General features: G+C 69.8%; 23 protein-coding genes and 1 riboswitch. Of the genes, 16 read left to right on the forward strand and 7 right to left on the reverse strand.

The window, feature by feature from the left end:
- Window positions 1-12 precede the first annotated feature (12 nt).
- From DMB86_RS07685 to metX, 3 genes are all read left to right on the forward strand, one after another.
- Window positions 13-2,508, forward strand: coding sequence for a Tex family protein (locus DMB86_RS07685; protein WP_418202324.1), 2,496 nt, complete (start codon window positions 13-15; stop codon window positions 2,506-2,508).
- A gap of 199 nt (window positions 2,509-2,707) precedes the next feature.
- A riboswitch (SAM riboswitch) is annotated at window positions 2,708-2,825 on the forward strand.
- An 81-nt stretch (window positions 2,826-2,906) separates the two neighbouring features.
- Window positions 2,907-4,223: a bifunctional o-acetylhomoserine/o-acetylserine sulfhydrylase gene (locus DMB86_RS07690; RefSeq protein WP_113717261.1), complete on the forward strand. Its 1,317-nt coding sequence runs from the start codon at window positions 2,907-2,909 to the stop codon at window positions 4,221-4,223.
- Window positions 4,224-4,336: 113 nt separating this feature from the next.
- On the forward strand, window positions 4,337-5,431 hold the full coding sequence (gene metX, locus DMB86_RS07695) for a homoserine O-acetyltransferase MetX (RefSeq protein WP_227878726.1): 1,095 nt from the start codon (window positions 4,337-4,339) through the stop codon (window positions 5,429-5,431).
- A 58-nt stretch (window positions 5,432-5,489) separates the two neighbouring features.
- Here the strand turns inward: metX and DMB86_RS07700 are convergent, their stop codons facing one another.
- On the reverse strand, window positions 5,490-5,978 hold the full coding sequence (locus tag DMB86_RS07700; RefSeq protein ID WP_113717263.1) for a hypothetical protein: 489 nt from the start codon (window positions 5,976-5,978) through the stop codon (window positions 5,490-5,492).
- Between the two features lie 104 nt (window positions 5,979-6,082).
- Window positions 6,083-6,871, reverse strand: coding sequence for an SGNH/GDSL hydrolase family protein (locus tag DMB86_RS07705; protein WP_113719412.1), 789 nt, complete (start codon window positions 6,869-6,871; stop codon window positions 6,083-6,085).
- A gap of 228 nt (window positions 6,872-7,099) precedes the next feature.
- Here DMB86_RS07705 and DMB86_RS07710 point away from each other — a divergent pair, with 228 nt between their 5' ends.
- Entirely contained in the window at window positions 7,100-7,744 is a 645-nt protein-coding gene (locus DMB86_RS07710; protein ID WP_418202307.1) for an alpha/beta hydrolase, read from the forward strand.
- 2 nt (window positions 7,745-7,746) lie between these two features.
- Here the strand turns inward: DMB86_RS07710 and DMB86_RS07715 are convergent, their stop codons facing one another.
- Complete coding sequence (locus DMB86_RS07715) at window positions 7,747-7,974, reverse strand: RNA-binding S4 domain-containing protein (RefSeq protein WP_113717265.1); 228 nt, start codon at window positions 7,972-7,974, stop codon at window positions 7,747-7,749.
- A gap of 87 nt (window positions 7,975-8,061) precedes the next feature.
- Between DMB86_RS07715 and DMB86_RS07720 the strand changes: the two genes are divergently transcribed.
- The 4 genes from DMB86_RS07720 to DMB86_RS07735 all read left to right on the forward strand — a co-directional run bounded on the left by DMB86_RS07720 (window position 8,062) and on the right by DMB86_RS07735 (window position 12,740).
- Window positions 8,062-9,117, forward strand: coding sequence for a lactonase family protein (locus DMB86_RS07720; protein ID WP_113717266.1), 1,056 nt, complete (start codon window positions 8,062-8,064; stop codon window positions 9,115-9,117).
- A 183-nt stretch (window positions 9,118-9,300) separates the two neighbouring features.
- Window positions 9,301-10,686, forward strand: coding sequence for a glycine--tRNA ligase (locus DMB86_RS07725; protein WP_113717267.1), 1,386 nt, complete (start codon window positions 9,301-9,303; stop codon window positions 10,684-10,686).
- Window positions 10,687-10,688: 2 nt separating this feature from the next.
- Entirely contained in the window at window positions 10,689-11,681 is a 993-nt protein-coding gene (locus tag DMB86_RS07730) for a GNAT family N-acetyltransferase (RefSeq protein ID WP_113717268.1), read from the forward strand.
- 351 nt (window positions 11,682-12,032) lie between these two features.
- On the forward strand, window positions 12,033-12,740 hold the full coding sequence (locus DMB86_RS07735; protein ID WP_113717269.1) for a hypothetical protein: 708 nt from the start codon (window positions 12,033-12,035) through the stop codon (window positions 12,738-12,740).
- Between the two features lie 101 nt (window positions 12,741-12,841).
- On the opposite strand, the gene DMB86_RS07740 is transcribed toward DMB86_RS07735, so the two are convergent.
- The 3 genes from DMB86_RS07740 to DMB86_RS07750 are packed head-to-tail and all read right to left on the reverse strand — an operon-like array spanning window position 12,842 to window position 15,933.
- On the reverse strand, window positions 12,842-14,038 hold the full coding sequence (locus DMB86_RS07740; RefSeq protein ID WP_335645034.1) for an FAD-dependent oxidoreductase: 1,197 nt from the start codon (window positions 14,036-14,038) through the stop codon (window positions 12,842-12,844).
- Window positions 14,031-14,735, reverse strand: a complete 705-nt coding sequence (locus tag DMB86_RS07745; protein ID WP_113717270.1) for a class I SAM-dependent methyltransferase — start codon at window positions 14,733-14,735, stop codon at window positions 14,031-14,033. Before DMB86_RS07745 ends, DMB86_RS07740 begins: the two co-directional genes overlap by 8 nt.
- Before the next feature lie 4 nt (window positions 14,736-14,739).
- The gene (locus DMB86_RS07750; protein ID WP_113717271.1) at window positions 14,740-15,933 is read right to left on the reverse strand and encodes a type III polyketide synthase; all 1,194 of its coding nucleotides are present in this window, start codon (window positions 15,931-15,933) and stop codon (window positions 14,740-14,742) included.
- Between the two features lie 121 nt (window positions 15,934-16,054).
- Between DMB86_RS07750 and DMB86_RS07755 the strand changes: the two genes are divergently transcribed.
- The 6 genes from DMB86_RS07755 to mgtE all read left to right on the forward strand — a co-directional run bounded on the left by DMB86_RS07755 (window position 16,055) and on the right by mgtE (window position 22,106).
- Window positions 16,055-16,615 (forward strand): hypothetical protein, encoded by a 561-nt coding sequence (locus DMB86_RS07755; RefSeq protein WP_113717272.1) that lies wholly within the window; start codon window positions 16,055-16,057, stop codon window positions 16,613-16,615.
- A gap of 68 nt (window positions 16,616-16,683) precedes the next feature.
- Entirely contained in the window at window positions 16,684-17,643 is a 960-nt protein-coding gene (locus DMB86_RS07760; protein ID WP_113719414.1) for an ABC transporter ATP-binding protein, read from the forward strand.
- A gap of 5 nt (window positions 17,644-17,648) precedes the next feature.
- Window positions 17,649-18,476: an ABC transporter permease gene (locus DMB86_RS07765; protein WP_113717273.1), complete on the forward strand. Its 828-nt coding sequence runs from the start codon at window positions 17,649-17,651 to the stop codon at window positions 18,474-18,476.
- Window positions 18,477-18,508: 32 nt separating this feature from the next.
- Window positions 18,509-19,726 (forward strand): sensor histidine kinase, encoded by a 1,218-nt coding sequence (locus DMB86_RS07770; RefSeq protein ID WP_113717274.1) that lies wholly within the window; start codon window positions 18,509-18,511, stop codon window positions 19,724-19,726.
- Window positions 19,723-20,331 carry a response regulator transcription factor gene (locus DMB86_RS07775; protein WP_113717275.1) on the forward strand — a complete coding sequence of 203 codons (609 nt, stop codon included), beginning with the start codon at window positions 19,723-19,725 and terminating at the stop codon, window positions 20,329-20,331. The genes DMB86_RS07770 and DMB86_RS07775 overlap by 4 nt, the downstream gene beginning before the upstream one ends.
- Before the next feature lie 416 nt (window positions 20,332-20,747).
- A complete protein-coding gene (gene mgtE, locus DMB86_RS07780) occupies window positions 20,748-22,106 on the forward strand; it encodes a magnesium transporter (RefSeq protein WP_113717276.1) in 1,359 nt (452 codons plus the stop codon).
- Window positions 22,107-22,122: 16 nt separating this feature from the next.
- Here the strand turns inward: mgtE and DMB86_RS07785 are convergent, their stop codons facing one another.
- The gene (locus tag DMB86_RS07785; protein ID WP_113717277.1) at window positions 22,123-22,719 is read right to left on the reverse strand and encodes a TetR/AcrR family transcriptional regulator; all 597 of its coding nucleotides are present in this window, start codon (window positions 22,717-22,719) and stop codon (window positions 22,123-22,125) included.
- A 238-nt stretch (window positions 22,720-22,957) separates the two neighbouring features.
- On the opposite strand from DMB86_RS07785, the gene dusB reads away from it, so the two are divergent.
- Both dusB and DMB86_RS07795 read left to right on the forward strand, forming a co-directional pair.
- The gene (gene dusB / locus DMB86_RS07790; RefSeq protein ID WP_171814413.1) at window positions 22,958-24,139 is read left to right on the forward strand and encodes a tRNA dihydrouridine synthase DusB; all 1,182 of its coding nucleotides are present in this window, start codon (window positions 22,958-22,960) and stop codon (window positions 24,137-24,139) included.
- Window positions 24,140-24,314: 175 nt separating this feature from the next.
- The gene (locus DMB86_RS07795; protein WP_113717278.1) at window positions 24,315-25,589 is read left to right on the forward strand and encodes a deoxyguanosinetriphosphate triphosphohydrolase; all 1,275 of its coding nucleotides are present in this window, start codon (window positions 24,315-24,317) and stop codon (window positions 25,587-25,589) included.
- Window positions 25,590-25,722: the final 133 nt, after the last annotated feature.

The following is a 25,722-nucleotide window of genomic DNA, read 5'->3' on the forward strand; positions in this document are numbered from 1 at the left end:
CCCGCCCTGCTGTTGCCCTCCGCCGCGGCGGTTGAGGCCCGCATCGGCGCCGCCATTGCCGCGGAGCTGGGCGTCCGGCCCGCCCAGGTGCGTGCCGCCGTCGGCCTGATGGACGACGGCGCCAGCGTCCCCTTCATTGCCCGGTACCGCAAGGAAGTGACAGGGACGCTCGACGACGCCCAGCTGCGCGAGCTGGAGGAACGGCTGCGCTACCTGCGCGAGCTGGAGTCCCGCCGTCGTGCGGTGCTGGAGACCGTCCACGCGCTGGGCAAGCTGACGGAACGGCTGCGCGCCGCCATCGAGGCCGCCACGACGAAGTCGGACCTGGAGGACCTGTACCTGCCCTACAAGTCCACCCGCAAGACCAAGGCCGACGCCGCCCGGGAAGCCGGCCTGGAGCCCCTGCTCGAGGCGCTCCTCAAGGACCCCGCGCAGGCCCCCGCCGCGATCGCGGACAGGTTCCTGAATCCGGAGCACGCCGTGGCCACTGCCGACGACGCGCTGGCCGGCGCGCGCGCCATCCTCATCGAACGGGCAGGGATGGATGCCGCCCTGGTGGGCGGGCTGCGCGAAAGGCTGTGGAAGACGGGCCGGCTGCGATCCACAGTCAAAACAGGCAAGGCAGGGAAGGCCGCCGACGGAGAGAAATTCAAGGACTACTTTGACTTTTCCCAGCCGCCGCACACGCTGCCCAGCCACCGGGTGCTCGCGCTGCTGCGCGGCGAAAAGGAAGGCGTGCTGACACTGGACCTTTCGGAGGCGGACACCCGCGACGCCGACGCCCAGGCGCAGGCCCGCGCCCGCTATGAAAGCGCCGTGGCGCACTCCCTAGGCATTGCCGATGCCGGCCGGGCCGCCGACACCTGGCTCATGACCGGCGCCCGCCTGGCCTGGCGCACCCGCATCCTCACCCGCCTGTCCGTGGACCTGCGCGTGCGGATGTTCCAAAGCGCCGAGGAGGAATCGGTGCGCGTGTTTGCCGCCAACCTGCGCGACGTCCTGCTTGCCGCGCCCGCCGGCAACAGGGCCACGCTCGGCCTGGACCCGGGCCTGCGCACGGGCACCAAGGTGGCCGTGGTGGACGGCACCGGCAAGGTGGCCGCCACGGACACCATCTACCCGCACGCCCCGGCCAGGCGCTGGAACGAGGCCCTGGCCACGCTTGCTGCCCTGGTGGAAAAGCACCATGTGGAACTCATCGCCATCGGCAACGGCACGGCCAGCCGCGAAACCGACAAGCTCGCCGCCGAACTCCTCGCGGAACTCAAAAGGACCCATCCGGATCGCTTGGTCGCCAAGCTGGTGGTTTCCGAGGCCGGTGCGTCGGTCTATTCCGCCTCCGCCCTGGCCGGCGCCGAACTGCCCGGCATGGACGTCTCCCTGCGCGGCGCGGTCTCGATTGCCCGCCGCCTGCAAGACCCGCTCGCGGAACTGGTCAAGATCGATCCCAAGTCCATCGGCGTGGGCCAATACCAGCACGATCTCACCCCGGCCAAGCTGGAGCGCTCGTTGGACGCCGTGGTCGAGGACTGCGTCAACGCCGTCGGTGTGGACCTGAACACGGCGTCCCCGGCGCTGCTGGCCCGGGTGGCCGGTGTGGGGCCCCTGCTGAGCGAAAACATTGTGGCGCACCGCAACGAAAACGGCCCGTTCAGCAAGCGCCGCGAGTTGCTCAAGGTGGCCCGCCTGGGCCCCAAGGCCTACGAACAGTGTGCCGGCTTCCTGCGCATCACCGGGGGAGCGGAGCCGCTGGATGCCTCCAGCGTGCACCCCGAGGCGTACGGCGTGGCCCGCAGGATCCTGGCCGCCGTCGGTGCCGGGCCCGCGGAAATTTCCGGCGGCGTGGCGGCCGTGGCCGCCGTCGACCCCCAGGACTTCACGGACGGAACCTTCGGCCTGCCGACCGTGGCGGACATCGTCGCCGAGCTGCAAAAGCCGGGGCGCGACCCCCGCCCGCGCTTTGAAACCGCCACGTTCAGCGAGGGGATTGAGAAGATCACCGACTTGCGCCCGGGCATGATCCTGGAGGGCACCGTCTCCAACGTCGCCGCATTCGGCGCCTTCGTGGACATCGGCGTGCACCAGGACGGGCTGGTCCACGTCTCCGCCATGAGAAACACGTTCGTCTCCGACCCGCACACCGTGGTCAAGTCCGGCCAGGTCGTGCGCGTGAAGGTGCTGGACGTGGAGCCGGAACGCAAGCGCATCTCGCTCACCCTGCGCCTGGACGACGGGGCCAATGCCGCCGGCGCCAAGGCCGGAGCCAGAGCCGGGTCCACGACAAATGCTCCCGCGGACGACGCCGGCTCCCGAACACCGGCGCGTAACTCGCCGCGGGGCGGTGCCCAGGGGGCGCGCCAGGCCCGGCAGGGGCGGCAGGGCCGGCCGGTGGATGGATCCGGCCAGACCCGATCTCCGTCGACCGGCCAGGCCCGGCCGGCGGCACCGGCGGCGGACACCGCCATGGCAGAGGCTCTGCGCCGGGCCGGACTGGGCAAGCGCGGGTAGGGCGGGACAGCGCAGGGTCCGCTCCGCCGCGGCACTCCTCCGACGTGGGACGCCAAGGACAGGATGCTGCAGGTGGTCGGCACGGCACTTGTTCGGCCCTGCCCAGTTTTCGGCGCCAATGTCCAGCACATGTTCGGCCAGGGTCATAAAGCCGTCACAATGTTGCGGCGCGGCGGAGCGCTCTCGCACACTGGTAACAGGTCATGAGTGCCAGCGACAAGCCCCGGCTCGCTGGCCGGCAACCCTCCTTACCGCGGCGGGGTGCCCCGGGTGAAGACCTGGCGCTGGGCCAACCGGGCTCGGTGCAAGCGCGGGCCGCAACTTCCCCTCCCGCCCCCTGCGTCCCCGGACGCCGGGGCGCGGGACGTGGACGGCCTCTAGTGTGTAAGGAGCTCGAAGTGAGCAACGCTTGGTCATTTGAAACCCGTCAGATCCACGCCGGCCAGCAGCCGGATGCCGCCACCGGCGCCCGGGCGCTGCCGATCTACCAGACGACGTCGTTCGTGTTCCCCTCGACGGAAAGCGCCGCCGCACGGTTCGCGCTCACCGAACTGGAGCCCATCTACACGCGCATCGGCAACCCCACCGCCGACGCCGTCGAACAGCGCGTCGCCAGCCTGGAAGGCGGGGTGGGGGCCCTGCTCCTTGCTTCCGGGCAGGCCGCCACCACGTTCGCCATCCTCAACCTGGCGGAGGCCGGGGACCACATTGTGTCCAGCCCCAGTATCTACGGCGGCACGTTCAACCTGCTGGCCCACACGCTGAAGAAGCTCGGCATCGAGGTCACGTTTGTCTCCGATCCGGACAACCTGGATGAATGGCGCTCCTCGGTCCGGCCCAACACGAAGGCGTTCTTCGGCGAGACGGTCTCGAACCCGCGCCAGGACGTGCTGGACCTGGAAAACATCAGCGCCATCGCCCACGACGCCGGCGTGCCGCTGATCGTGGACAACACCCTGGCCACGCCGTACCTGATCCGCCCGCTGGAATGGGGCGCGGACATCGTGATCCATTCCGCCACCAAGTACCTGGGCGGGCACGGCAACGCCATCGGCGGCATCATCGTCGACGGCGGCAGGTTCGACTTCGCCGCCAGCCCGGACAGGTTCCCGGGATTCAACACTCCGGATGAGAGCTACAACGGCCTGGTCTACGCCCGCGACCTCGGCGTGGGCAGCGCCCTCGGCGCCAACCTGGCCTACATCCTCAAGGCCCGCGTGCAACTGCTGCGCGACCTCGGCTCCGCCATCTCCCCCTTCAACGCCTTCCTCATCGCGCAGGGCATCGAGACGCTGAGCCTGCGGGTGGAACGCCACGTCGCCAACGCCGTCAAGGTGGCCAATTGGCTTGAAGCCAATGAGAACGTCGACGCCGTGGCCTACGCCGGCATCCCGTCCAGCCCATGGTTTGAGCGCGGCCGCAAGTACGGCCCGAACGGGACGGGCGCCATCGTCTCCTTCGACATCAAGGGCGGGCTCGAGGCCGGGCGGCGTTTCGTGGACGGCCTGGAGCTGCACTCGCACGTGGCCAACCTGGGCGACGTCCGCTCCCTGGTGATCCATCCGGCGTCAACCACGCACGCCCAGCTGAGCGAAGAGCAGCGGCTGGCCGCCGGCGTCCGCCCCGGCCTGGTACGCCTGTCCGTGGGCCTGGAAGGCGTCGAGGACATCATTGCCGATCTCGAAGCCGGGTTCCGGGCAGCAAAATCAGCGTGAGTGCCGCGGACAGGACGGCGGCGGAGGATACCGTGTTCACCCCAGGCACCGACCCCGACACGTCCAACCCCGGCGGCAGCCCCTGGTCCGGCGCCGTCGGGCAGGGCGGCGGCGTGCTGCGCTCGGTGAACATTGGCGCGCTGGCGCTGGAGGCCGGGGGCGGACTGCCGTCCGTGACGGTGGCCTACGAATCCTGGGGGACGTTGGATGAAGACGGCAGCAACGCCGTCCTCATCCAGCACGCACTCACGGGCAGCACCCATGTCAGCCGCGGGGAGTCCGAGGAGGACGGCTGGTGGGAAGGTTTGGTCGGCCCCGGTGAAGTCATCGACACCGACAGGTACTTCGTGGTGGCCGCGAACATGCTCGGCGGCTGCTACGGGACCACCGGCCCCTCCAGCATTGCCGAGGACGGCGCGCCCTACGGCTCACGTTTCCCCTTCGTCACCATCCGCGACTCCGTCCACGCGGAGGCACGCCTGGCTGACGCGCTGGGGGTCACGTCCTGGCACGCCGTCATCGGTGGTTCGATGGGCGGCGCCCGCGCCCTCGAATGGGCGGTGACGTACCCCGAACGCGTGCGGCGCTGTGCCGTGGTGGCGGCCTGCGCCGCCAGCACGGCCGAGCAGATCGCCTTTGCCCAGGCCCAGGTGCTCGCCATCCGCCAGGACCCGCACTTTGCCGGCGGGGACTACTACGACGGCGCGGCCCCCACCCTGGGCTTGGGTCTGGCACGGCGGATCGCCCACATCACGTACCGGTCCGAGGCCGAGATGGGCGCCCGTTTTGGCCGCTTTGCGCAACCCGGTGAGGACCCGCTGGGCCACGCCCGGCTGCGTCCCGCCGTCGGGGGCGGCGCGGGCCGCTACCAGGTGGAAGGCTATTTGGACCACCAGGCGCAGAAGCTGGTCACCCGCTTCGACGCCAACAGCTACGTGGCCATCACCGAAGCCCTCATGAGCCACGACGTCGCGCGGGGGCGCGGCACACTGCCTGAGGCACTGGCCCGCACCGAGGGCGTGGAATTTCTGGTGGCCGCCGTCAACAGCGACCGCCTCTACTTCCCGGCGCAGTCGGATGAATTGGCCGAAGCCCTCCCCGGGCGCGTCGTGGTCCGCCGCATCGACTCCGCCATTGGCCACGACGGCTTCCTGACCGAAGTGGCCGCCGTCGGCGATCTGCTCCGGGAATCGTTCTTCACGGATTAAGCCCCAAAAAACCGGGTCCCGTTCCGCCTGCCGGCGATCGCTTCCCCGACAGTTGAAGCTAGAAGTTCTTGAAGATCGCCTCGCGGTGGGCGGCGTACTGCTCCGCCGTGACCTGGCCGGCGCGGCGTGCGGCGTCGAGCGCATCAAGCTGGCGTTTGAGTTCGGCCTCGGCCTTCATGCGCTCGTTGGCAAACCCGATGGTCTGGTGGCCCTGGACGGCGTCGTAACTTTTCATCGGCACACCGTTGAGCAGCGTGCCGCCGTACGGGATGGCCGGGGACTGCTGCACCGTGCCCGGCGTTGCCTGGTGCACGGACTGCGGCCCGCCGGGCTGCGAGTAGCCCGGGCTGCCCGGCCTGCCGGACCGGGGCGTCGTGGCGTAGGGCGAGGCGCTCCGTGCCCGCTTGCGGCGGGACGCCGCCCGGGCGAAGTTGGCGACCAGGACCACGGCAAAGAACACCAGAATGAACCACGGGGGCAGCGCGCCGGAACCGGAAGATGACGCGGCAACAGCTCCTGTCGCTGCAGGGTCGAGCATGGTCAGCACAACACACCTCTTCAGGCTTCAGTGGCGCGGATTCCGCACCTTCCCTCATCTTAGTCTGCCTGACATCATGTGGCGCGGTGCTTCACGGGGGAACGGGGCCGCCTTCAGCCCCGCATCTGGCCCCCTGATCCGGGCAGGGCCGAGCCGATGCCCGGCCCAAACACCGGGCCGGGGGTGGGCCGCTTGGCGGACATGCCGTCGCCGGACGATCTGTGGCGCAGCCGTCGCAGGACCCACGGCATGAGGAACTCGCGTGCCCACACGAGGTCCTCAGCCCGAGCGGCCTGCCACCTCTGCGGCGCCAGCGGCGTGGGCACCTGGGGGAGCAGCTCGTGCGGGACGTTCAAGGTGTTCAGCGCCATGATGGTGATGTTGTGGTGGCCCAGCGGCGAAAAATGAAGCCTGTCCGCGGACCACATCTGCGGGTCCTTCAGTTCGCGCATGGACCACATGTCCGCCACGACCGCGTCATGGCGGGAGGCGATGGTACGCAGGTTTTCGTTGTAGACCGCTATGCGGCCCCGGACCATGCCCAGCACCGGGGTGTCCCGGACGTCCGGCCCGTTGAACAGCAGCACAGTGGCCCCGGCAACGGACATCCTGCCGACGGCGGCGTCCAGACGCTCGGCGAGTGTGTCCGGGTCGGAACCGGGCCGGATGAGGTCGTTGCCGCCCGCGGAGATGCTGATCAGGTCCGGCTTCAGGGCCAGGGCGGGTTCCAGCTGCTCGGCCAGGATCTGCCGCAGGAGCCGGCCCCGGATGGCCAGGTTGGCGTACTTGAAGTCCTCGCGGCCGCGGGCCAGTTCCTCGGCCATTCGGTCCGCCCAGCCGCGGTGCCCGCCCGGGCTGCTGGGCTCGGGATCGCCGATGCCCTCGGTGAAGGAGTCGCCCATCGCGACATAGCGGCTCCAGGGGTGGCGGGCCGTTTCGACAGTGCCGGAAAGCTGTGACTTTTCTGCTTCACTAAATTCGCTCACACATCCATACTGCCCTCACCCGGCCAAATCACGCCACCACGCGGCACCGCGCCGCAAAACCGCGCCGCAAAACCGCGCCGCACATCCCGCCGCCAGGCCGTGCCTGGCCGTGCCGAATCGCGCCGGCACCACGGACATGAAACGATGGGGCACATGAGTGAATCCCCCCAGGTCCTGTGGTCCCGGCCCGAAAACGAGCGGGCCGGCACGCCCCTGCTTGTCATGTTTCACGGCTACGGCGCCGACGAGGCCGACCTCTTCGGCCTGGCCGCGCAGCTCCCCGCCGAATTCACGGTCGCTTCCGTCGGGGCCCGGCTCCAGGCCGGACCGGGCCGTGCCTGGTTCCCGCTGGACAGTGACCTCTCCTACTCGGTGGACAGCGTGACGGAAGCGGCAGCGGGCCTCGAGGCCTGGCTGGACGCCGTCCGCGCTGGGCACTCGTCGGTGTCGCTCCTCGGGTTCTCCCAGGGCATGTGCATGGCAACCACGCTCCTGCGGCACCGGCCCGCGGACTATGCGGCCGTCGTCGGGCTGTCAGGATTTGTGGTCGAGGCAGATGGCGACCCGTTCTTTGACGACGCCGCCACGGCCGCCGCGAAACCCGAGATTTTCTGGGGCCGCGACCAGGCCGACCCCGTGGTCCCTGCCGCCGCCGTCGAGTACACCAACACGTGGCTGCGGGCCCACTCCCAGCTCACCAAAGTCCTGTACACGGGCATGTGGCACGGCATCAACGCCCAGGAAATGGCGCACGTGGGTGAATTCCTGCAGTACAAGGTCCTGAAGTAACGCTAGGGTGCGGTGATCCGCACGGTTTCCCCGCCCACCGTGACGGTGTCGCCGCCGTGCAGCTGGCGGCCGCGGCGCTCCTCGATCTGGCCGTTGACCTGCACCATGCCGTTCCTGATCAGGTCCGCCGCCTCCACGCCGTCTTCCACCAGGCTGGCGAGCTTGAGCAGCTGCCCGAGACGGATCATGTCGTCGCGGATGGTGATCTCGGTGGTCTCATGTGAACTCATGGGTCAATTCTGCCGCATGGAGGGCGACGTGCACGCCGGCTGGCTATAGCGTGGTGATTGATACCAGCCCGCCCCCAGGAGGTCCACATGAACGCCACCGGCCACGTATTTGTCAGCGGCTACACCCAGGCACCCTACGGCGAGGGACCCGGCGTGGCGCGTTTCTCGCTGGCGCCGGACGGCACGGTGGGGCCCCGCCAGGCGGGGGGCGGCGGCTCCGTGAATCCTTCCTTCGTGACGCCCGGCGGCGGATCGCTGCTCGCCGTCGAGGAACTGCCCCACGGCCGGATCACGGCGCTCGACCCGGAAACGCTCGAGGTCCGCGGCCGGGCGCCCTCCGGGGGCGCCGACCCCTGCCATCTCATGCTCGTCGGTGCCGACGTCTGGGCTGCCAACTACTCCTCGGGCACGGCCTCCGTGACACCGCTTGCCGGGCTTTTGGAAGGCACGACGGCGCGACCCCCGGCCCTGTTGTCCCACCCGGGCAGCGGCCCGGTCAGTGGCAGGCAGGCGGGGTCGCACGCCCACCAGGTGACGGCCACGCCGTGGGGCACCGTGCTGGTGTCGGACCTGGGTGCCGACCGGGTCGACGAATACTCAGCCCGGACCCAGGTCCGGCTGGGTTCCGCCGAGCTGCCGCCGGGTACCGGGCCGCGCCACGTTGCCATCAAGGGCGACTTCCTGCTTGTGTCCGGGGAACTGGACGGGTACGTTCACGTGCTGCGCCGGGCCGAGGTGGCTCCGGGTGCCGGTGCAGGCCATTTCTGGAAGTGGCTCTTCCGGACGCCGCTGGCGCGCACGGCGGAGGAGGTGGCGGGCGCGAAGGACTTTGCCCCCTCCCACATCCAGCTTTCCGGTGACGGCACCAAGCTGTACGGCGCGGTACGCGGACCCAACACGCTGGTGGTGCTGGACGTGTCGGGCCTGGACGGGGCCGCGCCGACACCGCCGGCATTCCTGGTCCAGATCCCGTGCGGCGGCAGTTGGCCGCGGCACTTTGCCCTGGGGAACAACAAGATCTTCGTCGCAAACCAGTACTCCGACTCGGTGGCCGTGTTTGAACTGGACGGTGACGGGCTGCCCGGTGCGGCTCCCGTGCAGACCCTCGCGTTCGGCAGCCCCACCTGCGTGGTGCTTGCCTGAGCGGCGCCCGGGTCCCGCAAAGGGCGGGCCAACGGTGGGGGCCGGGGTCCGGCGTCGTGCATCATGCGCCAGACCGGCACCGGGTCCGGCGGGCACGCGAATTCCGCCCCGGGCAGCGCCTGCCGGTAGGCTGGTCCCCGGACGGACCGCACCCAGCGGCCTCGTAATTACTAGGAGTAATCAGTGGCGCCCCAATCCAAGCTTGACCAGGTCATTTCCCTCGCGAAACGTCGCGGCTTTGTGTTCCAGGCCGGTGAGATTTACGGCGGTTCGCGGTCGGCCTGGGACTACGGGCCGCTCGGCGTCGAGCTGAAGGAAAACATCAAGCGCGAATGGTGGCAGTCCTTTGTGCGCGGGCGCGAGGACATGGTGGGCCTGGATTCCTCCATCATCCTGCCCAAGGCCGTGTGGGAAGCCTCCGGCCACGTCGCCACGTTCACCGACCCGCTGGTCGAGTGCACCCAGTGCCACAAGCGCCACCGCCAGGACCACCTCGTCGAGGCGTTTGTCGCGAAGAAGAACCGTGAGCCGGAAAACGGCATGGACGACATCGTCTGCCCGGACTGCGGCACCAAGGGCCAGTGGACCGAGCCGCAGCTGTTCTCCGGCCTGGTCAAGACGTTCCTGGGCCCGGTCGATTCCGCCGCCGGCCTGTACTACCTGCGCCCCGAAACCGCGCAGGGCATCTTCGTGAACTTCAACAACGTGCTCACCACGTCGCGGAAGAAGCCCCCGTTCGGCATCGGCCAGATCGGCAAGGCGTTCCGCAACGAAATCACGCCCGGGAACTTCATCTTCCGCACGCGCGAGTTTGAGCAGATGGAAATTGAGTTCTTCACCGCCCCCGAGGACGCCGAAAAGTGGTTCAAGGAATGGGTCGACCTGTGCTGGGCATGGTTCCTGGACCTTGGCATCAACCCGGAAAACATGCGCCAGTTCGACGTCCCCGAGGACGAACGTGCCCACTACTCCGCCGGCACCATCGACTTTGAATACAAGTTCGGTTTCCAGGGCAGCCAGTGGGGCGAGCTCATGGGCGTCGCCAACCGCACCGACTACGACCTCGGCTCCCACACCAAGGGCTCCGGCACCGAGCTGAGCTACTTCAACCAGGCCACAGGGGAACGCTTCACGCCGTTCGTGATCGAGCCCTCCTTCGGCCTGACCCGCTCCATGATGGCGTTCCTGGTGGACGCCTACGTTGAGGACGAGGCCCCGAACGCGAAGGGCGGCGTGGACAAGCGCACCGTGCTGAAACTGGACCCGCGACTGGCCCCTGTCAAGGCCGCCGTGCTCCCGCTCTCCCGCAACGAGGAGCTTTCCCCGAAGGCCAAGGAGCTCGCCAACAAGCTGCGCGGCCATTGGAACATCGAGTTCGACGACGCCGGCGCCATCGGCCGCCGTTACCGCCGCCAGGACGAGATCGGCACGCCGTTCTGCATCACGGTGGACTTTGACACGCTCGAGGACAACGCCGTGACCATCCGCGAACGCGACACCATGAGCCAGGAGCGCGTCTCGCTGGACAAGGTGCAGTCCTACCTGGCCTCCCGCCTGCTGGGCGCCTAGGCGTGGCGGAACTTTCGTACCGGCCCTGGCGCGACGGCGACGACCTCACCCTCCGGGAAGTCTGGGGGGACGCCGAGTCCGCCGCGGCCGGCCAGTTCCGCGCCGCGCTGGCGCCGGAATCGGACAGTGGCCCATGGCGGCGCACCATCGTGGCCGAAGACGAGGGCATCCCCGTCGCGGCCGCCGTCGTCTATTCCACCACGCTGCACCCCGCACGGCTCTGGGCTTATGTGGAGGTTGCCAAGGACCACCGCCGCGCAGGCGTCGGCGCCACCTTGGTGACCATGCTGCGCCGTGAGGCCGACGGCGCGCTGGCCGCCGGCCTGGTCGGCACGACGGCGTTGCGCACCAAGGTTGCCCCGGGCACCTCGGGCGCTGCCTTTGCTGCGGCCCTGGGCCTGCCGGTCCTGCAGCGCAACCGTGTGGTCGAGGTGGGCCCGGGCGCCTTGAAGCTGCCCGTGTTCGGCGAGGGCACCGAGGCCGAGGCCACCGCCCGCGTGCAGGACCTGGCCACCGGCTCCGTCGAACTGACAGACGTGGTGGGGCGGTACTACGAGGCCGTGAACCAGTGGGACCCCACCGGCCCCCTGACCCCGGGCGCCGTGCAGCGCATGTTCCTGGACGACCTCACGGGAGCGCACGGCGCGCTGGTGCTGCGGGCCGAACCCGCAAGTGCCTTTGGCGAGTCCGTGCAGCCAAGTAGGAAGGGCCGCATCGAGGCGTTTGCCGTCAGCTACTCGCAGGGCGCCGGTGCGACGGACGCGCCGGCCGCGGCAGCCCCGGCGTCGGAAGTGTTCCTCGGCGTGGAGCCCTCGCTGGAGCGGGACGCTGCCGTCAGGGCGGTGTACGACCTTCTCGCCTTGATCGCCCACCAGTACCCGGTGCTGCTGGAGCTTGACGACTCCATGGAAGCCGTGGCCGCCGTCGTCAATCCCATGATCGAGGTGGGCGCGGCCAAGGTCCGCGGCAACGAAACGCTGGTCGTCGGGGAATAGGCGGCCCCGCAGCCGTTGACGTTCGAGATAACGACCTCCCGCACGAACGCCCCGCCTCGACGCTCCTGCAGATAACGGCACTATTTTCGCGTCCCTCCTGCAGCCGGTGAAGGAGCGTTCCGCATTAAGTCCCCGGATCTGCAGGAGCGTCGGTGGAAAGTCCCCCGGATCTGCAGGAGCGTCGGTGGGGAGGGGCCGTGGGGAGGGGCGGCCCGACCTGCCCGACGCAGCCGTCCGCTGTGGATTTGCCCCGCATTCCCTGTAAAAGTCCCGGGAACGCGCTTTACGCCAAGGTGGCCGTGGGACCATCGAATCCGGGCCCGGTGACGACCTGGCCGTGAGGAGACATGCATGGAACCGAATTCCCACAAGAAGATCGACGCGGCACGCGGCAAGGCCTCGGCGGCAGCCGCCGCCGGAAAGACGAAGGTACGCCGGCGCCGCGCCATGATCTGGTCCGGCACGGGCGTGGCAGCCGTGGCGGTCGTGGCCGGAGTGGTCATCAGCACCAACTCGGCAGGCAACGCCGCAGCGAACAGCGCAGCAACCGGCGCCACGGTCTCCGCATCACAGGGCTCAACCCAGATCCCGCCGTGGGCGGCACCGGCCGATGCCTCGGCCCGGGCCAAGGCGGCGGGCCTGACCATGCTGACCGCGGAGGGCACTGCCGAACACATCCACACCCACCTGAGCATCACGGCCGACGGCAAGCCCATCGCGGTGCCCGGCGACATTGGCATCGACCTCGGCGCCCAGCTGATCTCGCCGCTCCACACGCACGACGCCACCGGCATCATCCACGTTGAATCGCCCGTCGTCAAGCCTTTCAACCTGGGCGAGGTCTTCACCGAATGGGACGTGGCACTGTCGGCCGGCCGCGTGGGCTCCTACTCCACGTCCGGCGGCTACACCATCACCACGTTCGTCGACGGCAAGAAGCAGTCCGGCAACCCGGCCTCGATCCAGCTGGCCAGCCACGAGGACGTCGACATCGTCATCACCAAGGGCGCGGAAAAGGCAGCGGCGCCGGCCGCGTTCGCCTGGCCCGCCGGTTACTGAGGGGCATGCGGGCTGCCGGCCCCCGTCGCTCGTAGAGGTCATGATCTCGAACTTCAACGTTTGGAGGGGTCATGATCTCGAACTTCAACGGATGGGGCGGGTCACTGCATGGTAAAGCGGCGCGCCACCACATTGCGCAGCCGCGTGCTTTCCAGGGCCCAGGCCACCGTTGAGTTGCGGACTGCCAGGAACGACGCCGGCAGGGGCCGTCCCAGCGCCATGTTCCATCCCGCCTGCCGTGCGGCCCGCCGTGCGGCTGACATCCTGGTGCGCTCAAACCGTTCCAGCAGCGGCCCCGTGTCCTGGCCGCGCAAGGCAGCGTCAATGACCGGCGCCAAGGCGGCGGCATCCAGCCAGCCCAGGTTCATGCCCTGCCCGCCGATGGGGCTGATCTGGTGCGCGGCGTCGCCCACGAGCGCCGCCCGGCCCCGCACCATCCGCGCCGCCATCCTGGAGCGGACGCCGAATGCGCTCACCATGCTGTTGGCGCGGGCGTCCACCGTGACGCCGGTCCGCTGCTGGATGAGGCCCGCCAGGTCGCCGGCCGAGGCGCCGTCGAGCAGGGAATCGGTGTGCGCCACCCAGCGGCGCAGCCCTTCCGGGAGCGGGAACGACTCGACGATGCCGCCCGGTTCCAGATAGAGCACGGCTGTGGCGCCGTCGCTGCCGGTGTCCGGGAAGTCGCCCATCAGGTAGGTGTCCGGGTAGTCCCGGTCCGTCGTCGGGATGCCGAGCTCCCGGCGGATCGTGGAGCGGCCGCCGTCGGCCCCCACCACCAGCCGCGCGCGGAAGGTGCACGCGGCGCCGGCGGCCCCCGGCCCCAGCCGTTCCCCGGCCTCAGGCGAGGCAGCCAGCACGACGTGGGTTCCGGCGTCGTGCATCGACTCGACGCGGACGCCGCGCAGCAGCGCGCCGGGCGCCAATTCACGGACCCGGCCCTCCAGGATCGCCTCCGTGCGTGCCTGCTTGAGCGTGAGGATGTGCGGCGACGCCGGCGAGGCCTCGGCAAAGGACAGCCGCCGGACCAGCAGGCCGCGGCTGCGGCCGACGCCGTCACGGATGTGGACGCCGTCGGCCTCCAACACGGCGCCGACGCCTGCCTGCGCCAGGGCGGCCAGGGCCGGCGGGTGGATGCCGATGGCGCGGGAGTGCGGGCTCAAACTGGCACGCTGCTCCAGGATCCTGACGGAGAATCCCTGCTGGATCAACAGGATGCCAAGGTACAGCCCCACCGGGCCGCCGCCCACAATGGCCACGTCCAGCATGCCCATGTCCGCGGTCCCCGCAGCCTCAGGCACGCACATTCCCGGGCGTGAACTGCACCAGGGTGCGGAACGGCCTTTCGGACCGGACGCTCCAGCCGGGGCGGACCACGGCACGCAGTTCCGCCGCCGTATAGCTGCGCCGGATGGAGGTCAGTCCGTCACGGCGGATGAAGGACCCCGGGAAAAACGGCGCCGTCCCGGCCCCAAACAACACGTAGGCGGCAGGGCTTCTGGCGATGTCGCTGTGGATCACGGCCCGCCGGGCCAGGAGTTCCGAATCGGCCAGCAGGCCCTGCAGCTCGGCCGGGGTGAGGTGGTGGAGCATGTGGTTGGAAATGACCAGGTCAAAGGAGGCGCCTTCGCCGACGAGGTCGGAGCTGAAGGCCCGGCGGAACGCCAGCCGCGGGTGCGGGGGCCGGGACGTGGCGAAATCTAGGGCGCGCTGGTCGGGGTCGATCGCCGTGATGTCCAACACCAGGGAATCGCGGGCGGCCCAGCCGGCCAGCTTCCGGGCAATGTCGCCGCCGCCGCAGCCGATGTCCAGGAGCGTGGTTGCAGTGGTGGGCGAGAGCAGCGGGCGGATCCGCCGCCGGTAGACGCCATGCCACCCCGATACGACAGCGTTGACCAGCGGAAACTGGGCGTAGGTGCGTTCCAGCCGGGCGGCGTCGCAGTCCGGCCGGTCCATGTCCTCCACCGCGTCCATGGCGCGCTCCCGCAGGAACCGCACGGACTCAGCCCCGGGCAGCGTGGTCCAGGGCGTGGTCCAGGCCGGCGTGCCCGGACACCGGTTCCAGCTCCGGGGACACCTTGGTGAACAGGCCGGTTTCGACGGTCAGGCCCGGGCCGAAGGCCATGGCGCAGATGCTTTCCGATTCCTCCGCCGCGGGCTGGTCCAGGATGTGCTTGAGGACGAACATGACGGTGGCGCTGCTCATGTTGCCGTAGTTGCGCAGCGTCTCCCTGGCGGGCACCAGCTGGTCCTCGGACAGTCCGAGCTTGGCCTCCACCTTGTCCAGGATGCTGCGGCCGCCGGGATGGATGGCCCAGTGCCGGATGTCGCGGTACTCCCCGGCGGCCAAGGCGGGCTCGTGGGCCAGCAGCGGCTCCAGGGCTCCGACGATGTGGTCGTCGATGATGTGCGGCACGTAGCTGTCCAGCACCATTTCGAAGCCCTGGTCGCCAATGTTCCAGGCCATGGAATCCTCGCCCACGGGCGTGAGCACGGTTTCAAAATGGTCCAGCGCCAGCGCCGGGGCGGTGGCGGGCAGCTCGCGGGCCGTCACCACCGCGGCGGCGGCGCCGTCGGCAAACAGCGACGATCCCATGATGGTGTCCGGATTGTTGGAGGTGCGCACATGCAGCGAACACAGCTCGGCGGACACGACCAGCACCACGGCGTCCCGGTCGGCGTCGCAAAAGGCCTTGGCCGCGCGCAGGGCGGGGAACGCCGCGTAGCAGCCCATGAACCCGAGGTGGTAGCGCTGCACGGAAGCGGCCAGGCCCAGGGCCCGGACAATCTTGTAGTCCGGTCCCGGGTTGAAGAATCCCGTGCAGGAAACCGTGACGACGTGGGTGACATCGGCCGGGGACACGCCGTCGCACGCGGCCAGCGCCTTGGCGGCCGCCTCGATGAACAGGGCGGTGGCCTCCACCGTGAAGAGGTCGTTGCGCTCCTTGGTGCTGGGGGTGAGCAGGAGCCCGGTGCCGACGTCGAAAAACTGGGGGTTGTCGCTGTGGAAGGTGGCTGACATCTCCGCCACGGCCGTGTGCCGGGTGTCGATCGCCGCCGAGTCAAAGCAGGTGCGGACCAGCCTCTGCCCCAGCCGGGTGAGTCCCGGCTGGGCCGCAAACACGTCCCGCGCCTCGGGCTGGACCAGGACCGTTCGGGGAACTGCCGTTTCCAGGGACCTCAGCGTGACTGTCATAGTCCATTCTTAGGCGACGCCCGTGAAGAACACAATGGCGGCCGGGCCGATGACAAATGTCATGGCGATCCGGTGACGGGCGTGTGGGGGCCTCGGGGCCTTCCGCCGCAAGAATTAATCCATGGCCCAACCGGGCCGGACAATTCCCAGCAAGAGGCAGCACATCATGATCCAGCAACTTCCCTACCTTCTCCTGGCGGCCGCGGCCTTGGCGTGGATCCTTTACCGCCAGCTCAGCGTCCAGCCCGTCCGGGAGAACAGGCCCTACCTGCTCATGCTGGTGCTGGGGGTGGTCGGGGCCGGGCAGATCGCCGCGCTGGCCGGTCACGCCACGATTCCCGCGGCAGCCTATGCGGCCCTGGGGGCCGGGCTGCTTTCCGCCGCCGCCGTCGGCTGGTGGCGGGGCCGCCTGGTCCGTGTGTGGCGCGACGGCGGACGGCTGGTCCGGCAGGGCAACTGGACGACGGTGGTGCTGTGGATCGTGGGTCTCGCCTTCCACCTGGGCCTTGACCAGGTGGGAGTCGTCCTGGCCCCCGCCGCGGTCCAACGCGCCGCCGCCGGGGCCCTGGGAACCACCTCGATCATGCTCTATCTCAGCATTGCCCTGGCGGCCCAGCGCTTCGCCACCCTGTCCCGTTCCCGGGCAACCGCCGCCCCACGGCTCCGGGCAGTCTCGCTCTAATCCCCGCAGCAGCCACGCACCCGGAAGGAAGCACCATGACCAACCCCCTCACACTCGCCGCCCCGACAATGCCCCGCGGCGTGGGACCGGACCGAACAGGCCTGCTGGCCGTCGACGCCACCGGGCTGCACAAGTCCTTCGGTGCCGGCTCCCGCAGGGTCCGTGCCGTCAACGGCGTCGACCTGCAGATCCGCGCCGGCGAGGTGGTGGCCTTCCTCGGGCCCAACGGCGCCGGTAAAACCACCACCATCGACATGCTGCTGGGACTGTCCCGGCCCGACGCCGGGAGCCTCACCATCTTTGGGCGGTCCCCCCGCGCCGCCATCGCGCACGGCCTGGTCAGCGCCGTGATGCAGACGGGAGGCCTGCTCAAGGACCTGACGGTCCGGGAGACGGTGGCCCTGACAGCGTCGCTTTTTGCCCAGTCGCAGCCCGTGGACGAAGTCCTGGAACGGGCCGGAATCCTCGACCTTGCCGGGCGCAGGGTGGAAAAGTGCTCCGGCGGCCAGCAGCAGCGCCTCCGCTTCGCCATGGCGCTGCTTTCCGACCCCGGCCTGCTCATCCTCGACGAGCCCACCACCGGCATGGACGTGGAAGGCCGCCGGGACTTTTGGCAGGCCATCCGCGCCGACACCGCCAGGGGCCGCACCGTCATTTTCGCCACCCACTACCTGGAGGAGGCGGACGCCTACGCCGACAGGATCGTGCTGGTGCGCCGCGGGGAAATCGTGGCCGACGGCACGGCCGCGGAAATCAAGAACCTCGCCTCCGGACGGACCGTGACCGCCACGGCGGGCAACGCCGACGCCGCCACCCTTGCCGCCATCCCCGGCGTCGACTCCGTGGAGAGCAGCGCAGGGAAGCTGCGCGTCCGCACCAAGGACTCCGACGCCGTGGCACGCTACCTGCTCACCGCCACGGACGCCGTCGACCTCGAAATCACCTCCCACAACCTTGAAGACGCGTTCGTGGCCCTGACCGGGGACCAGGACGAAACCGACGAATCCTTCGAAACCACAGGAAAGTAACCGCCATGACCACCCTTCCCGCGGCAGGGCCCGCAGCGTCGACCCTCGCCGGGCCCCGCAACGTCCCGCCCCTCGGCTCCTTCAACGCCACACTGCTCGGCATCGAGATCAAGCGGCGCTTCCGCAACCGGCGCACGCTGTTCTTTACCGTCGCCTTTCCCGTCGTCATGTTCCTGGCCTTTGGGCTCCAGTACCGGGACACGTCCATTGAGGCAGGCCGCACCGTGGCCCAGGGCGCCCCGTCCGTGGCCGCGTTCATCATGATCTCCATGGCGGTGTACGGGGCCATGATGGCCTCCACCTCCGCCGGCGGCGCCGTGGCGATTGAACGGCAGCTCGGCTGGAGCCGGCAGCTGCGGCTCACGCCGCTGCACCCGGCCGCGAACATCTCCGTGAAGATCCTCGGCGGCCTTTCCATCGGCCTGGTGGCCGTGCTGGCCACCTTCGCCACGGGCCTGGTGATCGGGGTGCGCCTGCCGATCCACGTCTGGATCGAGGCCGGAACCGCCGCGTGGCTTGGCTCCCTCGTGTTCACGGCCATGGGCCTGATGGTCGGCTACCTGGTGCCCAGCGAAAACGTCATGCAGTTCATGGGCCCGGCCCTGGCGTTCCTGGCGTTCTTCGGCGGGCTGTTTCAGCCGCTGGACCAGATGGCCAAGCCGCTGCAGGACATCGGCGTCTGGACCCCGACCTACGGACTCGGCGAGATTGCCCGGGCCCCCCTGAGCGGGGAGGCGTTCAACTGGCTGGCCGTGGGCAACGTCATCCTTTGGCTGGCGGTGTTTGGCGTCGGCGCCGCCCTCGCCTTCCGCCGCGACACCAAGAGGGTGTAGCGGCGGGACCGGGAAAGAATAAAGTGGGCATTATGGCATCCACGGCACCAGGCAGGCAGGCACCGCGCAGGCAGGCACCGCGCGGGCAGGAACCGCGCAGGCAGGGGGAGGTGGGCTGGTTCCCGCCCCCGGGCCACGTCCCCAGCCTGCGCGAACTCCTTGCCGGGCCCGGCACGCGCCGCTGGCTGACGGGTGCCGGCGTCGCCTGCCTGATATTGCTGGCCGGCAACTTCCGCGGGTTCGCCTCCGCGGAGAATCCGCCGTGGGTCTCGGCGGTGAAGTGGGTCCACCTGCTGGTGTTCATTGCCGTCTTCCTGCTGGGCCCGCCGCTGAGCTGGTACCGCAGCCAGCTCTTCAAGGCCGTCCTCGCCGTGTCTTTCTTTGCCCTCAACCTCGGCTTCCTTGCCTATCCCGACGCCTCCCTGGGGGCGACCTGGCTGTGGACGTTCGTGGCCGTTTTTGTGGCGAGCCAGGGCCTGCCGAGGGTGGCTGCGCTCGCCGCCGTCGGCAGCCTGGCCGGCGGCGCCCTACTGATCAACCTGGCCCAGGGGGCGGGCACCGCCAACGCCTACTCCCAGGCCGTCACCATCGCGTCCGTGGGCCTGATGATGATGGCCTTCTCCCGCCAGCTGGCCACCATCCGGGAACTGCGCCAGACCCAGCACGAGCTTGCGGAACTGGCGGTGCGGGAGGAACGCAGCCGCGTGGCCCGGGACATGCACGACATCCTGGGCCATTCCCTGACCGTCATTGCCGTCAAGGCCGAGCTGGCCGGACGCCTGCTGCCCGCCGACCCCGGGAAGGCCGCGGCGGAGATCGCTGACCTGGAGGACCTGGCCCGCGGCGCGCTGGAGGACGTCCGGGCCACCGTGGCCGGATATCGGGGCGTGAACGTCCTGAGCGAGCTGGCCAACGCCCGCACGGCGCTCGCGGCCGCCGGCATCGACGCCGAGCTTCCCGGAGCCGCCGACGCCGTCCCCGCCGGCTCCCGGGAGCTGTTCGGCTGGGCGCTGCGCGAAGGGGTCACCAACGTTATCCGGCACGGCGGCGCCGGCCACTGCCGCGTCACCCTGTCCGCCCGCCGGCTCCAGGTCGACGACGACGGTGTCGGGCCCCGCCCGCCGGAGCCCGGAACCGGCGCCGCCGGCAACGGACTGAGGGGCCTGCGCGAACGCGCGGCGGCCGCCGGCGCGACGCTGGAGGTCGGCCGGTCCGAACTGGGCGGCTTCCGGCTCAGGCTCAGCCTGTGATCCGCCTCGTGATTGCCGACGACCAGGCCTTGGTGCGAGGCGCCCTCGCCGCGCTCCTTGGCCTGGAGGGGGACATCGAGGTGGTCGCCGAGGTGGGCCGCGGGGACGAGGTGAGTGCCGCCGTCGTGCTTCACAACGCGGACGTTGCCCTCCTGGATGTGGAAATGCCCGGGCTGGACGGTATTTCCGCCGCGGCGCGGCTGCGCACCGACGCGCCCCGCTGCCGCGTGCTCATGGTCACCACCTTCGGCCGGCCCGGGTACCTGCGCCGCGCGCTGCAGGCCGGGGCGGGCGGGTTCGTGGTTAAGGACACCCCGGCCCGGCAGCTCGCGGACGCCGTGCGGAAGGTCGCGGCGGGGCTGCGCGTGGTGGACCCGGCGCTGGCCGTGGAGAGCATGGCGTCCGGCGACAGCCCCCTGACGGAGCGCGAAACCGACGTGCTGCGGGCCGCCGGCGGCGGCGGCACCGTGTCGGACATTGCGGCCGCCACGCACCTCTCCGAGGGGACGGTGCGCAACTACCTGTCCAGCGGCATGGGCAAGACCGGCGCCAGGACCCGCGCGGAGGCCGTGCACATCGCCGAGGAAAACGGCTGGCTCCTCTGACGGACGTGCGACGGCGTGGGGCCGGCCGTGATTCAGGGTCGGGCCCCGCCGTGGCCTAGGATGGAGGGGATGCCCGGACGGGCCGTGCCTGCCTGCAACGGCAGCCGCGGCGGATTCCGGGGCCCTGGGACGAGGGAGGTGAGAGGCACGCATGGACGACGGACCTAGTCGAACTACCGCACCGCGCGCGCCCCTCCTGTGCCGTCCGGAAACTCCCTCCTCCTAGCCCGCTCGATCCGCCTCGCCGCCTCACGGTCCGGCAGTGTTGGGGTGGACCGAACGCGGAGCGTTGGTGATTCCCACGGTGAAGTCGACGCGTGCGGTTGCACCACTTTTCCACTCATCCCATTTTCAGTACACGCCACGGTCCACGCCGTGGAATGCCTGCGTGTGCGTTCACCGGAGGGCACCGGACCATGATCAAATCCCCCAACCTGACCTTTGACGCCAGCGCGGAACTGCTGGCCAGGGCACTGGCCGCCAATGACGTTGCGGGCGCGTCGCGCGTGCTGCGGCACCTTGACGTGACCGAAACGCTGGAGCAGCTGGAGCGCCTGAGCACCATCGACCGCGCCCTGGCCTACCGCACGCTGTCCAAGGACCGCGCGGTGGAGGTCTTCGAACGCCTGGACGCGGCGCTCCAGGCGGACCTGCTGGCGGGCCTCCAGGAGGCCGACGTCGCGGAGGTCTTCGCCGGGCTGAGCCCTGACGACCGCGTGGCGCTCCTGGACGAGCTGCCGGCCTCCGTCGCGCACCGCCTGATCTCCGGGCTCAGCGAGAAGGACCGGGCGCTCACCAGCACGGTGCTCGGCTACCCGCAGGGCGCCGTGGGACGCTACATGAGCCCCGAGTTTGTGGTCACCCATCCCTCGCTGACGGTCGGGGAAACCCTGGCGCGCGTGCGGGCCCGGCTCGACGACGCCGAAAGCGTCTACACCATTCCCGTGACCGACACCGGGCGCCACCTGGTGGGCGTGGTGTCCCTTCGTGACCTCCTGCGCGGCGCCGGCCCCGAACTTATGGCGGACATCATGAAGCAGCCGCTGAGCGCCCCGGCAACCCAGGACGCCGAGGAGGCGGCCCGCTACTGCGCCGATGCCAAGGTCCTGGTGCTGCCCATTGTCGACGCCGAGGACCGCCTGGTGGGGATCCTGACCGTTGACGACGCCCTGCAGATTCTGGAGGACGCCGAAAGCGAGGACGCGGCACGCTCCGGCGGCACGGAACCGCTCCGCCGGCCCTACCTGGCCACCCCTGTCAGGAGCATCGTGCGGGCCAGGGTGGTGTGGCTGCTGGTGCTGGCCCTCGGCGCAACGCTCACCGTCCAGGTCATCGGCGCCTTCCAAGCGACACTGGAGCAGCAGGTGGTGCTCTCCCTGTTCATACCCCTGCTCATCGGCACGGGCGGAAACACCGGCAACCAGGCGGCCACCACCATCACCCGCGCCCTGGCACTTGGTGATGTGCGTCCGGGCGATGTCTTGAAGGTCCTTGCCCGCGAAGTGCGCGTGGGCGCGTTTTTGGGACTGCTGCTGGGGGCCCTGGGGTTCACGATTTCCGCCGTCGCCTTCACGGTGCCGATCGGGCTGGTCATCGGGCTGACCCTGCTCGGGGTCTGCACCATGGCCGCCAGCATTGGCGGGCTCATGCCGCTGCTGGGCAAGGCCGTCAGGGCGGATCCGGCCGTGTTCTCGAACCCGTTTATTTCCACGTTCGTGGACGCCACGGGGCTGATCATCTACTTCCTCATCGCCACGAGCGTCCTGAGGCTCTAGCGCTGCCGGTGCGGCTTCAGGGTCCGGAAGTCGCGGCGTCGGGAGCCGTCAGGCCACCGGAGACCGTGAACAACACGGCGGCGCAGACCTCGGTCAGGGGCGTCTCCGGGCTGAAGATGAGCCATTCCAGCCCTGCCATGAGCGTGGCGCCGAACATGCCCGCGGCCATCAGCGGGAGCGATCCCGGCGGTGTGGCCGCCGGGACCAGGGGCGCAAGGGCTGCTTCAAATTCGGAGATGGCCTCACGGCGGAGCACCCCCATCGATTCCTGCCAAGGACGGTCCGTGCGGAAGATTTCCGCGGCCATCAACTTGGCCAGCGACCTGTTGTCCGCAATCAACGCGAGCATGGAGGTGACCATGCCCTCGATCCCGGCAATTCCGCCGGCGGACTGGCGCGCGCCGCGGAGGGTGCCGGACAGGGAGCTGACGCCGGCCGTCAGCAGCTCCTCGAAGAGCTTGTCCTTGGAGGCAAAGTTGTAATAGACGCTGCCCTTGGCCACGCCGGCCCGTTCGGACACTTCATCCATGGTGGTCCCCGAGATCCCGTGCAGTGCGCCCAGTTCCAGTGCGGCAGCCAGGATGGACTGTTTCGTCGCTGAGACGCGCGGCATGTGGATCCTTTGCTGCTGGCAGTGGCGGGCGGAAGGCGGGGCGGGAGGGGGCCGCCCCAGCGAGTCTATTGCACCCGCGGGCGGCACCCGAAGTCTGGCGGGTCGCCGGATCCAGCTGCTCCCCACCCGGTATACAGGTCTGGCGACTTGACGGCCCGCCGGGTCGCCGGATCTGTACGTTCGGCGCGCTGGGCTGCCGGCGGACGATTAATTTGGACGCATTTGAGAGAATTGTCAGGTGACTGTTACAGACATCCCCGCCAGCGACACCAAGCTGGACCTGCCGCCGCTCAAACTTGGCAACATCACCGTGGATACGCCGGTGGTGCTGGCCCCCATGGCTGGAATCACCAATACGGCATTCCGGCGCCTGTGCCGCGAGCACGGCGGCGGAGTATTTGTCTCCGAAATGGTCACCTCCCGGGCCCTCGTGGAGCGCACCCCGGAGTCGATGCGCCTGATCAGCCACGACGACGACGAGAAAATACGCTCCGTCCAGCTGTACGGCGTCGACCCCGAAACGGTGGGCAGGGCGGTGCGCATGCTGGTCGAGGAAGACCACGCGGACCACATCGACCTGAACTTCGGCTGCCCGGTCGCCAAGGTGACGCGCCGCGGCGGGGGAGCGGCGCTGCCCTGGAAGCTGGACCTATTCACCGCCATCGTCCAGACGGCCGTCCGCGAGGCATCCAAGGGCGGGCTGCCGCTGACCATCAAGATGCGCAAGGGCATCGACGACGACCACCTGACCTACCTCGAGGCCGGCCGGATCGCCCGCGACGCCGGGGTGGCCGCCGTGGCGCTGCACGGGCGCACCGCCAGCCAGTTCTACTCGGGCCACGCGGACTGGGACGCCATCGCGCGTCTCCGCGAGGCCCTTCCCGACGTTCCCGTCCTCGGAAACGGCGACATCTGGAGCGCCGAGGACGCCATTGCCATGGTGCGCCAGACCGGCGTCGACGGCGTGGTGGTGGGCCGCGGCTGCCAGGGCCGGCCCTGGCTCTTCGGGGACCTCATGGCCGCCTTCGAAGGCAGCGACAGGCGACACAAGCCCGGCCTCGCCGAGGTGGCCGCCGCGGTCTACCGGCACGCCGAGCTGCTCGTGGACACGTTCGACGACGAAAACAAGGCCCTGCGCGACATCCGCAAGCACATGGCCTGGTATTTCAAGGGCTATGTGGTCGGCGGGGAACTGCGCGCCCAGCTCGCCGCCGTCCCCACCCTGGAGGTCCTGCGCGGGCTGCTGGACCAGCTGGATGCGGACAGCCCGTACCCCGGGGCCGACGCCGAGGGCCCGCGCGGCCGCGCCGGCACGCCCAAGCGCACCGCGCTGCCGGACGGCTGGCTGAAGGACCGCACGCTCAGCGGCCTGCAGCAGACGGATCTGGCCGGCGCCGAGCTCGACGTCTCCGGCGGCTGACAGCGGTCAGTCTCCAAGGCGGCGGAGCCGGTGTTTTTTGTAGTCCGGCGCAAAGGAGACGCCAAAGGCCGTCCGCGGCCGACGCGGCGGATAGCCGGACGGAAAAACATCGGGCCGCCGCCGGCTGTCCGCAACGTCCGCGGGACACGGGCCGGATGGCCCTAAACTAAGGGATATGTCTACCCCCGCGCAGCCAGAGTATTCGCCCAGCGATGTGGAGCGTTGGGTGCAGGAAGCCCGCAAGAGCAGTTTCCGCACCGTGTTCGAACGCGACCGGGCCCGCGTGCTGCATTCCTCGGCCCTGCGCCGCCTCGGCGCCAAGACCCAGGTGGTGGCCCCGGACACCGACGACTTTGTCCGCACCCGCCTTACCCACAGCCTTGAGGTGGCGCAGATCGGCCGCGAGCTGGGGCGGACCCTGGGCTGCGACCCGGATGTGGTGGACACCGCCTGCCTGTCCCACGACCTCGGCCACCCGCCGTTCGGCCACAACGGCGAGTCCGTCCTCAACGACCTCTCCCATGACATTGGCGGCTTCGAGGGCAATGCACAGACCTTGCGCCTGCTGACCCGCCTGGAATCCAAGGTCATGATGGACGACGGCGGTTCGGCCGGCCTGAACCTGACCCGCGCCTCCTTGGACGCCTCCTCCAAATACCCGTGGCTGGCCGCTGACGCGCCGCTGGTGGGCGGGCGCCGGACCAGCAAGTTTGGCGCCTACGCCGACGACCTTCCGGTGTTTGAATGGCTGCGCCGGAAAGCGCCGGCCGGCAAGACGTGCATCGAGGCGCAGGTGATGGACCTCGCGGACGACATTTCCTACTCCGTCCACGACGTGGAGGACGCCATCGTCGCCGGCCACGTGCAGCTGAAGTGGCTGGCCAACCAGGACCAGCGCAACCGCGTCCTGGGGTATACGCAGCAGTGGTACCTGCCCGGCGTCGACACGGCCGAGATCGACGCGGCCCTGTCGCGGCTGGAGGCCGCCGACGTCTGGGTGCGCCACGCCGACGGCAGCCGGGCCTCGATGGCCGCGCTGAAGGACATGACGAGCCAGCTGATCGGCCGCTTCTGCCAGAGCGCCGTCGCCGCCACCCAGGCCATCTACGGGACGGGCCGGCTGACGCGCTACGCGGCGGACGTCGTCGTGCCTCAGGGGACCGCCGTGGAGATCGCCGTCATGAAAGGGCTGGCCACCACGTTCGTCATGACCACCGACCACCGCCAGCCCATCTATCAGCGCCAGCAGGACATCCTCAGCGAGCTCGTGGCCGTCCTCAGCGCGACGGGGGACGCGCACCTGGAGACCATGTTCGCAGCGGACTGGCGGGAGGCGGACGACGACGGCGCCCGGCTTCGCGTGGTCATCGACCAGATCGCCTCCCTCACCGATGTGTCGGCGCTGGCGCTCCACGAGCGCCTGGTGGGAATGGAGCGGACACTGCTGTAGCGACGCGGCACTTGCCACGCCGCACCGGCCGCCAAGACCGTCAGCGCGATTTCCAGCGGAACCAGCGGATGCCGATGCCTGCGCACACCACCGTCCACAGGACGCAGGCCGACAGGGCCCAGCAGGCCCTTCA

This window comes from Arthrobacter dokdonellae (assembly GCF_003268655.1).
In the GTDB taxonomy this organism is placed as follows: Bacteria; Actinomycetota; Actinomycetes; order Actinomycetales; family Micrococcaceae; genus Specibacter; species Specibacter dokdonellae.

Coding starts and splice junctions, on each gene's coding strand:
- DMB86_RS07705 (WP_113719412.1), bottom strand. CDS start 6,871: ATGGGCGACTCCTTCACCGAGGGCATCGGCGATCCCGAGCCCAGCAGC.
- DMB86_RS07710 (WP_418202307.1), top strand. CDS start 7,100: ATGGGGCACATGAGTGAATCCCCCCAGGTCCTGTGGTCCCGGCCCGAA.
- DMB86_RS07715 (WP_113717265.1), bottom strand. CDS start 7,974: ATGAGTTCACATGAGACCACCGAGATCACCATCCGCGACGACATGATC.
- DMB86_RS07720 (WP_113717266.1), top strand. CDS start 8,062: ATGAACGCCACCGGCCACGTATTTGTCAGCGGCTACACCCAGGCACCC.
- DMB86_RS07735 (WP_113717269.1), top strand. CDS start 12,033: ATGGAACCGAATTCCCACAAGAAGATCGACGCGGCACGCGGCAAGGCC.
- DMB86_RS07750 (WP_113717271.1), bottom strand. CDS start 15,933: ATGACAGTCACGCTGAGGTCCCTGGAAACGGCAGTTCCCCGAACGGTC.
- DMB86_RS07755 (WP_113717272.1), top strand. CDS start 16,055: ATGGCCCAACCGGGCCGGACAATTCCCAGCAAGAGGCAGCACATCATG.
- DMB86_RS07760 (WP_113719414.1), top strand. CDS start 16,684: ATGCCCCGCGGCGTGGGACCGGACCGAACAGGCCTGCTGGCCGTCGAC.
- DMB86_RS07765 (WP_113717273.1), top strand. CDS start 17,649: ATGACCACCCTTCCCGCGGCAGGGCCCGCAGCGTCGACCCTCGCCGGG.
- DMB86_RS07770 (WP_113717274.1), top strand. CDS start 18,509: ATGGCATCCACGGCACCAGGCAGGCAGGCACCGCGCAGGCAGGCACCG.
- mgtE (WP_113717276.1), top strand. CDS start 20,748: ATGATCAAATCCCCCAACCTGACCTTTGACGCCAGCGCGGAACTGCTG.
- DMB86_RS07785 (WP_113717277.1), bottom strand. CDS start 22,719: ATGCCGCGCGTCTCAGCGACGAAACAGTCCATCCTGGCTGCCGCACTG.
- DMB86_RS07795 (WP_113717278.1), top strand. CDS start 24,315: ATGTCTACCCCCGCGCAGCCAGAGTATTCGCCCAGCGATGTGGAGCGT.